At 73.5% G+C, this 13,199-nt stretch carries 9 protein-coding genes; 6 read left to right on the top strand and 3 right to left on the bottom strand.

What is annotated here, in order from left to right; translation table 11 throughout:
* Positions 1-39: 39 nt before the first annotated feature.
* Positions 40-543 carry a DUF3291 domain-containing protein gene (locus tag DFP74_RS29630; protein WP_121186811.1) on the bottom strand — a complete coding sequence of 168 codons (504 nt, stop codon included), beginning with the start codon at positions 541-543 and terminating at the stop codon, positions 40-42.
* 121 nt (positions 544-664) lie between these two features.
* On the opposite strand from DFP74_RS29630, the gene DFP74_RS29625 reads away from it, so the two are divergent.
* On the top strand, positions 665-2,140 hold the full coding sequence (locus DFP74_RS29625; protein ID WP_121186809.1) for a PLP-dependent aminotransferase family protein: 1,476 nt from the start codon (positions 665-667) through the stop codon (positions 2,138-2,140).
* A 147-nt stretch (positions 2,141-2,287) separates the two neighbouring features.
* On the opposite strand, the gene DFP74_RS29620 is transcribed toward DFP74_RS29625, so the two are convergent.
* Positions 2,288-2,899, bottom strand: coding sequence for a superoxide dismutase (locus tag DFP74_RS29620; protein WP_121186807.1), 612 nt, complete (start codon positions 2,897-2,899; stop codon positions 2,288-2,290).
* A 369-nt stretch (positions 2,900-3,268) separates the two neighbouring features.
* On the opposite strand from DFP74_RS29620, the gene DFP74_RS29615 reads away from it, so the two are divergent.
* The 5 genes from DFP74_RS29615 to DFP74_RS29595 all read left to right on the top strand — a co-directional run bounded on the left by DFP74_RS29615 (position 3,269) and on the right by DFP74_RS29595 (position 12,666).
* Positions 3,269-5,332 (top strand): acyltransferase family protein, encoded by a 2,064-nt coding sequence (locus DFP74_RS29615; RefSeq protein ID WP_121186805.1) that lies wholly within the window; start codon positions 3,269-3,271, stop codon positions 5,330-5,332.
* Positions 5,333-5,670: 338 nt separating this feature from the next.
* The gene (locus DFP74_RS29610) at positions 5,671-6,705 is read left to right on the top strand and encodes a class I SAM-dependent methyltransferase (RefSeq protein ID WP_121186803.1); all 1,035 of its coding nucleotides are present in this window, start codon (positions 5,671-5,673) and stop codon (positions 6,703-6,705) included.
* A gap of 78 nt (positions 6,706-6,783) precedes the next feature.
* The gene (locus DFP74_RS29605) at positions 6,784-8,790 is read left to right on the top strand and encodes a glycosyltransferase family 2 protein (protein WP_121186801.1); all 2,007 of its coding nucleotides are present in this window, start codon (positions 6,784-6,786) and stop codon (positions 8,788-8,790) included.
* On the top strand, positions 8,787-10,448 hold the full coding sequence (locus DFP74_RS29600; protein ID WP_121186799.1) for a glycosyltransferase family 2 protein: 1,662 nt from the start codon (positions 8,787-8,789) through the stop codon (positions 10,446-10,448). The genes DFP74_RS29605 and DFP74_RS29600 overlap by 4 nt, the downstream gene beginning before the upstream one ends.
* Positions 10,449-10,617: 169 nt before the next feature.
* Positions 10,618-12,666, top strand: coding sequence for a glycosyltransferase (locus DFP74_RS29595; RefSeq protein WP_121186797.1), 2,049 nt, complete (start codon positions 10,618-10,620; stop codon positions 12,664-12,666).
* A gap of 10 nt (positions 12,667-12,676) precedes the next feature.
* Here the strand turns inward: DFP74_RS29595 and DFP74_RS29590 are convergent, their stop codons facing one another.
* Positions 12,677-13,135 (bottom strand): MaoC family dehydratase, encoded by a 459-nt coding sequence (locus DFP74_RS29590; protein ID WP_121186795.1) that lies wholly within the window; start codon positions 13,133-13,135, stop codon positions 12,677-12,679.
* Positions 13,136-13,199 lie beyond the last annotated feature (64 nt).

Raw genomic sequence — 13,199 nt, 5'->3', positions numbered from 1 at the left:
CGGGGCGGCACGGGGTCAGCGCGTCCGGGCGGTTCCGGGTCAGCGGACCCGGCGGTCCGCCGGCGGGGGGACGGGAGAGCCCAGGGTGAAGGCGTTCGGGCCCGGGCCGTGCGCGCGCAGGTGCTCGGAGCGCCGGTCGGCCTCCGCGGCCGTCACCTCGGTGTCGGCCGCGGTCCACCACAGGGTCCGCTCCACCGTGGGGAAGGCACCGCTCGCCGCCCGGTAGTCGAGCAGGTCGTCGTGCGCCTGGTCCACGAAGGCGCGCAGGTCCTCGGCCGACCGCCAGCGCGACACGATCCGGACGCGGTTCCCCTCGTCGGAGAAATGGACCTCGTCCACCAGGCCGGCATGGTCCTCGGCGCGCCGACGCATGGCCAGGACCAGTGAGAACAGTGCGCAGTGGTCGCCGCCGGGGGCGATGAGCGTCCGTGCCTCCGCCAGGACCGTTCCCCGCGCGGTCGCGGAGACCGGCCGGGCGGCCGAGACGGTGGTCGGCCTGGCGTGGTCGGCCGCGGTGCGCTGGAACGGGGTGAGGGACGGCATCGGTACTCCCAAGGAGAGTGGACTGGACTTGAAGGGGCCACTTTGGTTCTGGTGGTATCCCTTTCGTTGATGCCAGTATGGAGGGGTGCGGTCCACTCTGACATATCCAATGGAGCGATAAATGGACTCTTCTCGTGAAGTGGGCGTGCTGGTGGACCACCTCGGTGCGTGGACGGCCGGCAGCGGAGCCCTCTACCGGCGCCTCGCCGACGCGCTGCACGGCCTGGTCGTGCAGGGGACCGTCCTGACGGGGGAGCGGCTGCCCTCCGAGCGGGCGCTCGCCTCCGCGCTGCGGATCAGCCGCACCACCGTCGTGTCGGCCTACGACGCCCTGCGCACGGAGGGGGTCCTGGAGAGCCGGCAGGGCAGCGGCACCCGTGTCAGCGCCAGCGTGGGACCGGTCCGCAGTGACGGCTGGGCGCCCGGCAGCGTCGCCAACCCGATGTACCAGAACCTGCTGCGCGAGACCCCGCGCGTCATCTCCGCGGCCTGCATGCGCACCCCGGCGCTGAGCATCGTGGAGGAGGCCGTCCGCGAGGTCGTCGACCGGGACCTGCCCGCCCTCATGGCGGAGGAGAGCTACCACCCGCGGGGGCTGCCCGTCCTGCGCCAGGCCATCGCCGACCACTACGAGCGGCAGGGCCTGCCCACCACGCCCGACCAGATCGTGGTCACCACCGGCGCCCACCAGGCCGTCGCCCTCATCTCCCAGCTCTACCTGCGCAAGGGCTCACCGGTGGTCACGGAGGATCCCGGGTTCGCCGGATGCCTGGACCTCATGCGCGACCAGGGGGCGGCCTTCCACCCGGTCTCGCTCGACGACCAGGGCATCGAGCCGAACGCGCTCCGCCGCGCCATCGTCGACTACGCGCCCCACCTGCTGTACGTGATGCCCTCGTACCACAACCCCACCGGCCGGCTCATGAGCGCGGCCCGGCGGCGCGAGATCGGCGAACTGGCCGCCCGGTACGGCACGCCCGTCCTGGAGGACAGCGCCTACACCGGTCTGCGCGCCGAAAACGAGCCGCCTCCGCTCGCCGCGTTCGCCCCGCGCGGCACGGAGGTCATCACCGTCGAGTCGCTGACCAAGGTGGGATGGGCGGGGCTCCGGCTGGGCTGGCTGCGGGCCCCGGCGGAGATCGCCATGCGGCTCAGCCGCCGCAAGGTCCTGGCCGACCTGGGCAGTCCGCTGCTCGACCAGGCGGTCGCGGTGCGCCTGCTGCCGCGCTACGAGGAGCTCGCCGCCGCGCGCTCCGATCAGCTGCGGGAGTCGCTGCACCGGATGGAGGCGCTGCTGGGCGAGGCGGTGCCCACCTGGCGGTGGGAGCGGCCCGACGGCGGAGCCGCCCTGTGGGTGAAGCTGCCCGGGGTCAACGCCCGGGCCTTCGCGCAGGTGGCCCTGTGCCACGACGTCGAGCTGATCCCCGGACCCATGATGTCGGCCTCGGAGGACGGGCGGTACGCGGAGTACTTCCGTCTGCCCTTCGCCTTCGACGAGGCCACCGCCCGGGAGCTGGTCTGGCGGCTCGGGCGCGCCTGGTGCGAACTCGACCGGCACGGCCCGGTGGTCGGTGACCCGGACCGGCTCGTCGTGTGACCGACGGCGCGAGGGCGGCACCGCCCGATCGGGGTGGTACCGCCCTCGGCTGAGGCTCCTCACACGCGTCGGCGCGGCCGTGCCCGCCGTGTCCGGGCAGGCGTGCCGCGACGCGTGCGCCGCGCGGCGGTCGGCCGCGCTCCGGTCCTAGAACTCGACCGAACGGGCCTTCTCCAGGCGCGCCTGGACGTCGGCCCAGTTGACCACGTTCCAGAACGCCTTGACGTACTCCGCCTTGACGTTCTTGTACTGCAGGTAGAACGCGTGCTCCCACATGTCCAGCATCAGCAGCGGGGTGGTGCTGTGCGGGATGTTCGCCTGCTGGTCGTAGAGCTGCTCGATGATCAGGCGCTTGCCCAGGGGCTCGTAGGCGAGGATCGCCCAGCCGGAGCCCTGGATGCTGTTGGCCGCCGCGCCGAAGTGCGCGCGGAAGGCGTCGAAGGAGCCGAACTGGTCGTCGATGGCCGAGGCCAGCTCGCCGGTCGGCTTGTCGCCGCCCTCGGGCGACAGGTTCTGCCAGAAGATCGAGTGGTTGACGTGGCCGCCGAGGTGGAACGCGAGGTTCTTCTCGAGCATGGGGATGGTGCCGAAGTCGCCGGACTCCCGGGCCTCCGCCATCTGCTCCAGCGCGGTGTTGGCACCGGCGACGTAGGTGGCGTGGTGCTTGGAGTGGTGGAGCTCCATGATCTGACCGGAGATCCACGGCTCCAGGGCCGCGTAGTCGTAGGTGAGTTCGGGCAGCGAGTACGGCGCAGACATCTCTGATGCACCTTTCCAGTGACGTGAATCGTCGTGCTTACCAGCGATGGGATCGCTACCGAGCAAGCTATCAGCCAGTACGCCAGGTCTCCGATGTCAGCCTCTCGACACCGCGCCCAGGGAATAAACGCAGGCGGAAGTCGTTGCCGAGACGACCACCGTTCATGGCATAGGGTCATGAATCGAGCACGAAGCGTGTCGTTCGTCGGTGCGGATCCGTACCGCCCGGCGGAGTTGTTCGCGTGTTCGCCCGCCCGCAACCCGGTCGATACCGGAGGGGGCGTTGACTCAGAGCCGAAATCCAGGGGTCGGAACCCGCTGCCCGCCCCTGTCTGACGACACCATTCCTTGCAGAGGCCGTCCCCACCCATGTCTGTTCCTGCTCCCGGGGCCGCCGCCGCGCCAGCGGACGCCCCTTCCACGACCGGATCCGCTCGCCCGGGCCGTACCGGTCACCGGCCCGAGATCGAGGGCCTGCGCGCCATCGCCGTCGTCCTCGTGGCCGTCTACCACATCTGGTTCGGCCGGGTCTCCGGCGGCGTGGACGTCTTCCTGCTGCTGACCGGCTTCCTCATCACCGGTTCGCTGATGCGCGCCCTCGAACGTGACGGCCGCATCGGCTTCGTGGCCTTCTGGACCCGCCTGATCCGGCGGCTGGCCCCCGCCGCCGCGGTCGCCCTGGTCGGCGTCCTCGTCGCCACGTACGTGTGGCTGCCCCGCTCGCGGTGGGCCGACATCCTGTCCGAGGTGCGCGCCGCCGCCCTCTACCACGAGAACTGGGCGCTGGCCCGCGCCGCGGTCGACTACCTGGCCAGGGACGCCGCGCCCAGTCCGGTCCAGCACTTCTGGTCGCTGTCCATCCAGGGCCAGTTCTACGTGCTGTGGCCGATCCTGCTCACCCTGGCCGCCCTCGTGGCCGCCCGCGCCCGCGTGCCGGTCCGGCACGCGGTGCTGTCCGCGGTCGCCGCCGTCTTCGTGTGCTCCCTGGCCTACTCGGTGTGGATCACCGACTCCAACCAGGCCTGGGCCTACTTCGACACCGGCGCCCGCCTGTGGGAGCTGGCCCTGGGTGCGATCCTGGCCCTGACCATCCACCGGTTCGACCTGCCGGCCCGCCTGCGCACCGTGATGGGCTGGGTCGGCCTGGTCGGCCTCGTCACCTGCGGCCTCCTGCTGCCGGTGGCCACGCTCTTTCCCGGCTACGTCGCCCTGTGGCCCACCGGCGCCGCCGTCCTGGTGATCCTGGCGGGGACCACCGGCAGCCGGTTCGGCGCGGACCGCCTGCTCACCTGGCGCCCGCTCACCTCCCTGGGCGGGCTGTCCTACGCGCTGTACCTGTGGCACTGGCCGGTCCTGGTCTGCTACCTCTACGTCACCGACCGCGCGCTGGCCAGCCTCTCCGGCGGGGCCCTGGTGCTGGGGCTGTCCCTGGCCCTGGCGTGGGCGACGCACGCGGTGGTCGAGGGCGGCACGGACCGCCTCACCCGGGCGGCCCGGCGCCGCACGCCCGCCTGGTCCCTGGGCCTGGCCGCCGCCTTCCTGGTGCCCGTGCTGGCCCTGTCCCTGGTGTGGTCGGCGGACATCGCCGACGACCAGCGCATCCGCAGGGAGCAGGCGGGGGAGCCGGAGAGCTACCCGGGCGCGCTCATGGTCGCCGAGTCGGACGCGCTGGAGGACCTGGACGCCCTACCGGTCCTGCCCGACCCCGCCGACGCCAAGATGGACCTGTCCACGCACCACACCCAGGGCTGCCACGTCAACCTGGCCTCCACCGACCTGGTGGTGTGCGACGTCGGTCCGGCCGACGCCGAGCACACCCTGGCCATGGTCGGGGCCTCCCGCACCGCCCACTGGTACCCGGCCGTGGCCGCGGCGGCGGAGAAGCAAGGGTGGCGCCTGGTGTCCTTCACCAAGAGCGGCTGCCAGTTCAGCACCGACACCCCCTACCGGGAAGGCGAGGTGTTCACCGAGTGCCAGAAGTGGGACGCCAAGGCCATGGCGGAGCTGGAGCGGCTGCGCCCCGACGCGGTGTTCACCTCCTCCACCCGCGCCACACCGGCCGGTGAGACCATCCCGGAGGGGTACGGCGAGCGCTGGCTCCAGCTGCGGGAGTGGGGCATCGACGTCGTCGGCATGCGCGACCTGCCGCGGCTGAGCTACCAGAGCGCGGAGTGCGTGGAGCGCGGGAACCCGGACCGGTGCACCTCGCCCTCGACCTACAGCCAGGCGTCCACGGACCCGGTGGCCGAGGCCGACCTGCCCGACAACGTCACGACGATGGACCTGACCGCCTACGTGTGTCCTTCCGGCGAGTGCGACGCCGTCGTGGGTAACGTGCTGGTGTTCTGGGATCACTCGCACATGACCGCGACCTACGCTCGTACGCTCGCGCCGATGGTCGAGGAGGCCCTGCTGGAGGCCACCGGATGGTGACCGCCCTTCTCCGGGGCGCGCCGGGACCGACGGAACACGGGGCCTGGCGGAATGCCGGGACCGGCGCAACACAGGGCCTGGCGGAACACAGGGCCTCGCGTAATCGAGGTCCGGGTGAGGGGATGGTGAACAAAGGGGGAATTGGATGCCATTCCGGTTTTGATTTCCCCAGCACGGGGTCGTGCCATTCCACGGGGGCGTTAGTGTCGACATCACTTCGCGGGAGTTTCCCGGCGCCGTCGGAGAGGCGCTCGGAACTGGTCGTTTCGCACGGAGAAAACCGTCATGCCCCCCGCACGTCCCACGTGCCGTGTCCGAAACTCCGGAGGTCACCACTCATGCGATCGCTTCGACGCGGACGCCGTCCCCTCCTCATCGCCGCCGGGGCGGTCGCCCTCGCGGTCTTGGCCGCCCCGACCGTCCTGGCCCTGTTCGCGCTTGTGACAGTCGCCGAGGCCCTCCTCGCCACCGGCCTGGTCGTGCTGGTCGGCGCGGTGGCCGTCCTGGCTTTGGCCGTGCGCCGCACGCGCGGCGCGTTGCGCGAGGTGTCCCAGGAGATCCGGGCGCACACCCGCACGGTCACCGAGACGCTCGGCCGCGACCGGCTGGAGACCATCCGCGCCCTGGACGCCACCCGCGCCCGGGTCAACCGCCTCTCGTCACACTCCCTGCCGAAGCTGTCGCGCGAGATCAACCGTGCCGTCACCACCCAGGGCCGCCACGACTACGAGCAGCACGTGGCCTGGACCGAGCTGAGCGAGCACCTCGACACCGCGCCCTTCATGCCGCCGCTGCGCGGCTGGGCCGCCTCCCCGGACGTGCTCCGCGTGCTGGTGGGCCACATCGACCGGCTGCGCCCCGAGCTGGTCGTGGAGTTCGGCAGCGGCGCCTCCAGCGTCTGGATGGGCTACGCCCTGCGCCGCGCCGGCGGCGGCCGGCTCGTCGCCGTCGAGCACGACGTCCGCTACGCCGAGCTGAGTCGCGCGCTCATCGCCTCCCACGGGCTGGACGACATCGTCGAGGTCCGCACCGCGCCCCTGACGGAGATCGGGGCCGTCACCGTCACCGTCGGCGACGAGCGGATCTCCACCGCCGACCGCTGGTACGACACCTCCGTCCTGGAGGACCTGGAGGGCATCGGCCTGGTGTTCGTCGACGGACCGCCCAAGGCCACCGGCCGCCACGCCCGCTACCCCGCGCTCCCCACCCTGCTGCCCCGCTGCACGGAGGACGTCGTGTTCGTACTGGACGATGCCGACCGGCCCGACGAGCGCGCCATCGGCGACCGCTGGCTGGCCGAGCACCCCGAACTCCACCGGACCGAGGCGCACGCCGAGAAGGGGGCGCACGTGTTCAGCCGCAAGGGCGTCTGACGCCGCCGCCCCACCGCCACCGACCGGCCCCCGGCCACGCGGCCCCGGCCGCACCGTCCACACACCCGAGGTCGCCCGATGATCACCACCGCACTCCGCAACGCCCTGCGCACACGCGGCCGGGAACCCGCCGTGCTGTGCCACGCGGGCGCTCACGAGAGCGCGCGCGCACCCCTGGACCGCCTGCCGCTGCGGCCCACCGACCGCCTCGTCGACCTGGACGCGCACCCCATGGGCGAGTCCGTCCTCGGCGACCAGGAGGCGGGCCTGGTCGCGGTGGTCGCCGCCACCTCCACCGACCTGCACCGGGCCCTCACGGTGAGCGTGCACCTGCCGCGCGCCGTCCACCTGGTCGTCGCCCTGGTCGCCACCAGCGGCCTCCAGGAGCCGCCGATCCCCGCCGCGCCGGGTATGGGGCAGTGGCGCGACATCCAGGAGCTGCGGGTCCGCCGGGTCGGCCGGCGCGGGTGGCTCTGCGAACTGTTCTTCCCCAACGCCATCGAGTCCTGCGAGGTGCTCGACGCGGTCCTGCACGGCACACGCGGCCGCCGCCGCGGCCCCGCCGTCGCGCCCCTCGCCGCCCTCAACGGGCCCGAGGCCGCGCTGTGGCGGCCCGGCGACACCGGCGTCCACGGCGTGGACGCCTCCGGCCCCGTCCCGCTGCGCCGGGTCACCCCCGTGGGAGACCTCGCGCTGCGCGTGTCCGAGGAGCCCGCGCCGGAGTGGACCGACGGGACCGTCCCCGTGCTGGACCGCGCCACCACCTCCGCCGACTCCTGGGCCGCGATCGCCGGGGAGACCGCCCGTGCCCGCCAGGTCAGCGAGGCGGCCGCTACCCCCGCGGACGAGCGTGTCCACGAGATCGCGCCGATCGACGAGCTCACGGTCAACCCCATGGGGTTCTCCCGGATCGCCAAGGGCCGGCTCGCCGACCTGACGGTCCACGGCCCGCACGCGGTCGTCCGCGAAGGGGACGAGGACCTGGTCAAGGTCGCGGCGGACGGGACGGTCACCGACGTCGACCTCGCCCGGCTGCGGCACCTGGGCGGCGTCCGCGTCGACTGGTCCGGGCACACCGGGCCGAGCGCCGCCGTGCGCGCGGTGGTCTCGCTGGCCGCGGGCGGGGTGCCGCTGCTGAGCGGCCCGGTGCCCGCCTGGGCCGCCGGACTGGGCACCGCCCTGACCGACCTCGTCACCGGGGCCGCGGAGGCCGACGTGGCCGACCCGCTGCGCCGGGAGGAGTACAGCGTCCGGCTGCGCCGCGCGGCCCTGCGCACCCACGGCCGCCGGTCCCGCTGGCGGGCCCTGGCCGCCCGGGCGGGCGTGCCGCTCCCGCCCGAGCCGACGGTGTCGGTGATCCTGTGCACCCGCCGCCCGGAGATGGTCGGGTTCGCACTCGCCCAGATCGCCCGGCAGCGCGGCGTGTCCGTCGAGGTGGTCCTCACCCTGCACGGCTTCCCCGCGAGCCTGCCCGAGGTGGCCTCCGCCATCGCCGGGTTCCGGGACACGGGCGTGCCGCTGACCGTGCACGAGGCCGACGCGGACCAGATCTTCGGCACGGTCCTCAACGACGCCGTCAGCCGCACCTCCGGCGACCTCGTCTCCAAGTGGGACGACGACGACTGGTACGGCCCCGACCACCTGGCCGACCTCGTCCTGGCCCGCGCCTACTCCGGCGGCGAGCTCGTCGGCGTCGGCCAGGACTTCGTCTACCTCCAGGAGGCCGACCTGACCCTGTGGCGCAGCCGCCGGTCCGAGGCGGCCACCCGGTTCATCGCCGGAGGCACCATCCTCACCGACCGGGTGGTCCTGGAGGAGGTCGGCGGCTTCCGGCCGCTGCCGCGCGCCATCGACACACAGCTGCTCATCGCCGTCATCCGGGGCGGCGGCCGGCTCTACCGTGCCCACGGGCTCGGGTACGTGCTCCGCCGCACCGGCGGGGGCCACACCTGGTCCGAGGACATGTCCTTCTTCCTGCACGACCACACGCAACAGTGGTCCGGCTGGTGCCCGAGCGCCCTCCTGGAGGGGGAACCGGCGCCACTGGGCCAGCCCGCCACCGAGTACACGGGGGGACTCCGTTGACCACTCTGGACACCGGCCGGGGGCCGGCCGCCGATGATCCCCGCGCGGGGGACGCCCTTTCGCGGGGCGAGGCGGACTACACCGAACAGCCGCGCCTGACGCGCAACGACTACTCGCCGCTGGAGCCGCCGGCTCTGGGGGAGTGGACTCCGACCCTGACGGTCAGTGTGGTGATCCCGGCGCACGGGCACCCGGAGAAGCTGGCCCTGGTGCTGGCGTCGCTGGCCGCGCAGAGCTACCCCGCGCACCTGACCGAGGTCGTGGTCGTGGACGACGACTCGCCCGAGCCGCTGACCCTGCCGGAGGTGCGCCCGGAGAACACGCGGCTGATCACGTCGGCTCCCGGGGGATGGGGCTCGGCGCACGCGGTCAACACCGGCGTGGCGGCCACCTCCGGGCAGGTCGTCCTGCGCCTGGACGCCGACATGCTCGTCTACCGCGAGCACGTGGAGTCGCAGATGCGCTGGCACCACCTCGTCGACTACGGGGTGGCGATGGGGCACAAGCTGTTCGTGGACTTCGACCCCGAGGCGATGACGCCCGAGTACGTGCGCGACGAGGTCGCCGCGGGCCGCGCCGACACCCTGTTCGACCGCGAGGGCGCCGACCCGCACTGGGTGGAGAACCTGATCGACCGGCACGACCGGCTGTGCACCGCCGACCGACTGGCCTACAAGGTCTTCATCGGCGCCACCGGGTCCCTGCACCGCTCCCTGCTGGAGGCGGCGGGCGGCCTGGACGGCGATCTGATCCTGGGCGGCGACTCCGAGTTCGCCTACCGGGTCTCCCAACAGGGCGCGGTGTTCATCCCGGACCTGGACACCAGCAGCTGGCACCTGGGCCGCACCCAGATGCAGACCCGCCGCGACGCGGGCATGCGCTACCGCGCCCCGTACGTGTCCAACCGGGTGCCCGACTTCCACCTGCGCCGCAAGCGCCCCGACCGGTTGTGGGAGGTGCCCTTCGCCGACGTCGTCCTGGACGTGGCGGGCGCGACCCTGGAGCAGGTGGACGGCACCGTCTCCGCGCTGCTCGCCGGCACCACGCCGGACGTTCGGGTCTCGATGGTGGGCCCCTGGAGCGAACTCGAGGACGGCCGCCGCGCGCCGCTGGACGAGGAGCTGCTGGACCTGCGCCTGATCGAGGAGACCTTCCGGGGGGACGCGCGGGTCCGGTTCACCGAGGAGGTGCCGGAGGTCGACTCCCCGGTCCCCTTCATGGTGCGCGTACCGGTGGGCGCCACTCCGGTCCCCACCCTCGTGGCCGACCTGGTCGAGGTCGCGAACAAGAACAGGGCCGGCCTGGTGTGCGCGCCCCTGCCCGGGGCGGCGCGCGCCGACGACGGCGTCCTGCGCCTGGAGCGCACGTCCGCCTTCGCCCGGGCGCGCCACCTGGAGCCCGGCGCCGAGGGCAAGGAGCTGGACCGGGCCGTGGAACAGGTCTACGGCACGTACTGGATGCCCGGCAACGACTGTGTCGTGCCCGAGGAGGGCACGGAGGCGGTCGAGACCAGGAGTCCGCAGGCTCTGCGCCGCGAGCTCGACCACGCGCTGGCGGAGGTCGACCGGATGCGGGCACGGGCCAAGCGCGCCGAGCGCAAGCTGCGCTGGTTCACGCCGGGCCTGGCGCGCCGGGCCCTGCGGCGCATCGCCCGCTGAGCGGGTGACGCCGACGGCGGAGGAGTAGGAGGAACACGGCGCGAGCTGCCATTCGTGACGACACGCGACGAAATGGACACTTGGGGTAATCAACCTGATTACTCTGAGACCTGACGTCACCTGTCCGACGGGGCGCTCGCGCCGTGTCGCCAACCCTTCGAGGTCGCCGATGATCACCCACGTCCTCCGCCAGGCGCTGCGCACGCGCGGCGGCGAGCCCGCCGTCCTGTGCCGGGCCGGGATCGCCAACCGGACGCTGAACGCCCTCGACGGCCTGCGCCTGCGCGGCCGCGACCGCCTCGTGGACCTGGACGCCCACCCCGTGGGCGAGCCCCTGTCCGTGCCCGGCGTGCGGGGGGAGGGCACGGGCGGCTCGGTCGCGCTGTGCGTCGTCCTGGCCGCCACCTACACCGACCTGCGCCGGGCCGCGACGGTCATGACGGGCTTCCCCCCGGCCGCGCACATCATCGTGGCCGTGACGGACACGCCCGGGCACAGCCGTCCGCCGGTCCCCTCCTCGCCCGGCCTGGGGGAGTGGCGGGGGATGGTGGAGCAGAGCACCCGCCGGCTCGGCAAGCACGGGTGGATCTGCGAGTTCTTCTTCCCGGCGGGCACCGCGGTCGCGCCCGTGGTCGCCGGGGTCTTCGAGGGCACCGGCGGGCGGCGCCCGGTCCCGGCCCCGCGGCCCGTCGCCGCCCTGTACGGCCCCGAGGCCGCGACGTGGCGCGCGGGGGACCCGGGCGCGCTGTGGGCCCCGGCCACGGGGCCGGCGCCCCGGCTCAAGGCCGTCCCCGCGGTGGACCTGGTGTTGCGGACCGACGACGGCACGGCGCTGCCCGACTGGCTGGACGCCGACGTCGCGGTGGTGGACCGGCGCTCCGGCGGGGCCGACGTGTGGGACCTGGACACCGCGGAGGCCGGGGCGGTGCAGGCCGGTGCCGTGGACGCTCCGGCGCCGCGGATCACCGGGAGCGACCCCTCCCTGGGGGTGCCGCCCATCGACGAGCGCACCGTGAACCCGGTCGGCTTCCGCGCCCGGGTGACGGGCCCGGTCGCCGACCTCACCACGGTGGACGGGCGCACGGTCGTCGTCGAGGACGGCAGGGTCGTGGCGGTGGTCGCCGCGGACGGCACCGTCACCGACATCGCCCTGGAGCGCGTGCGCCACCTGCGCGGCATCCGTGTGGGGTGGGAGGGGCACGGCGGGCCGGTCTCGACCGTCCGCGCGGTGGCGTCCCTGGCCGCGGGCGGGGTGCCGCTGCTGAGCGGCCCCGTGCCCGGGTGGGCCGCGGGACTGGGCGACACGCTGGTGGACCTGCTGTCCGGGGCGGAGGAGACCGAGCTGGAGGACCCGCTGCGCCGGGAGGAGTACAGCGTGCGGCTGCGGCGCGCGGCGCTGCGTACCCACGGCCAGCGCGCGCGGTGGCAGGCCATCGCCGCGCACGCGGGCGTGCCCGTGGCGCCCGAGCCCCGGGTGTCGGTGATCCTGTGCACCCGGCGGCCGGAGATGGTCGGGTTCGCGCTCGCCCAGATCGCCCGCCAGCGGGGGGTCCGGCTCGAAGTGGTCCTGACCCTGCACGGGTTCCCGGCCGCCCTGCCCGAGGTGGCCGCCGCCGTCCGGGAGTTCACCGCGACCGGCCTGCCGCTGACCGTGCACGAGGCCGACGCCGACCAGGTCTTCGGCGCGGTGCTCAACGACACGGTCGACCGCGTCTCGTCCCACCTGGTGGCCAAGTGGGACGACGACGACTGGTACGGCCCCGACCACCTGGCCGACCTGCTCCTGGCCCGTGTCTACTCCGGGGCCGATCTGGTCGGCAACGTGCAGGACTTCGTCTACCTGGAGGAGCTCGACCTCACCGTGCGGCGCGGCAGGCAGAGCGAGCTGCCGCTCCGCTTCGTCTCCGGGGGCACCCTGATGTTCGACCGGAGCGTGTGGGAGGAGGTGGGCGGGTTCCGGCCCCTGCCCCGCGCGATCGACACCCAGCTGATGACGGCCCTGCTGCACAGCGGCGGCCGGATCCACTCGGCGCACGGCCTGGGCTACGTCCTGCGCCGGTCCGGGGGAGGGCACACCTGGAACGAGGACCTGTCCTACTTCCTCAACAAGCGCTTCGACCAGTGGTCGGGCTGGCGGCCCAGCGCGATCCTGGAGGGCGTGCCGGTCCCGTTCGGCCGCGTGGACCGGGACGCCGCCCGCGTCGGCGGGCCGGCGTGACCCCGGCTCGTCAGGCGACCCAGAGGCCGAGGGAGTCGGCGACCAGCGCGGGGCGCTCCTGGCCCTCGATCTCCACGGTGTGGGAGACGGTCAGCAGCGTCCCCTTGGGGGTCTCCTTGACCTCGGAGAGGACGGCGGTGTCGCGGATGCGCGAGTCGACCGCGACCGGCTGGAGGAAGCGGACCTTGTTGAGCCCGTAGTTGACGGTCATGGCGGGCCGCTTGGTGACGGTCAGCAGCTGCGGGGAGAAGAACGCCAGCATGGACAGTGACAGGTAGCCGTGGGCGATCGTCGTTCCGAAGGGGCCGGCCGCCGCCTTCTCACGGTCGATGTGGATCCACTGGTGGTCGCCGGTGGCGTCGGCGAACGTGTCGATACGGGTCTGGTCGATCTGGACCCAGTCGGTGGGGCCCAGCGTCTCGCCCTGGGCCGCGGTCAGTTCCTGGATGTCGGCGAATACGCGCACCATGTCTCCGTTCGTCGGGTCCGGGCGGGGGGCCGGACGGTGCCGCCACTCTACCTAACGCTGTTCG

This window comes from Nocardiopsis sp. Huas11, from assembly GCF_003634495.1.
In the GTDB taxonomy this organism is placed as follows: domain Bacteria; phylum Actinomycetota; class Actinomycetes; order Streptosporangiales; family Streptosporangiaceae; genus Nocardiopsis.
The sequence above is the reverse complement of the archived record's forward strand: the minus strand, read 5'-3'. Positions and strand labels throughout refer to the sequence as shown.

What these genes read in the sequence shown, in the direction of transcription:
- DFP74_RS29630 (WP_121186811.1), bottom strand. Translation starts at nt 543, where the DNA reads ATGCCGTCCCTCACCCCGTTCCAGCGCACCGCGGCCGACCACGCCAGG.
- DFP74_RS29610 (WP_121186803.1), top strand. Translation starts at nt 5,671, where the DNA reads ATGCGATCGCTTCGACGCGGACGCCGTCCCCTCCTCATCGCCGCCGGG.
- DFP74_RS29625 (WP_121186809.1), top strand. Translation starts at nt 665, where the DNA reads ATGGACTCTTCTCGTGAAGTGGGCGTGCTGGTGGACCACCTCGGTGCG.
- DFP74_RS29615 (WP_121186805.1), top strand. Translation starts at nt 3,269, where the DNA reads ATGTCTGTTCCTGCTCCCGGGGCCGCCGCCGCGCCAGCGGACGCCCCT.
- DFP74_RS29605 (WP_121186801.1), top strand. Translation starts at nt 6,784, where the DNA reads ATGATCACCACCGCACTCCGCAACGCCCTGCGCACACGCGGCCGGGAA.
- DFP74_RS29620 (WP_121186807.1), bottom strand. Translation starts at nt 2,899, where the DNA reads ATGTCTGCGCCGTACTCGCTGCCCGAACTCACCTACGACTACGCGGCC.
- DFP74_RS29595 (WP_121186797.1), top strand. Translation starts at nt 10,618, where the DNA reads ATGATCACCCACGTCCTCCGCCAGGCGCTGCGCACGCGCGGCGGCGAG.
- DFP74_RS29590 (WP_121186795.1), bottom strand. Translation starts at nt 13,135, where the DNA reads ATGGTGCGCGTATTCGCCGACATCCAGGAACTGACCGCGGCCCAGGGC.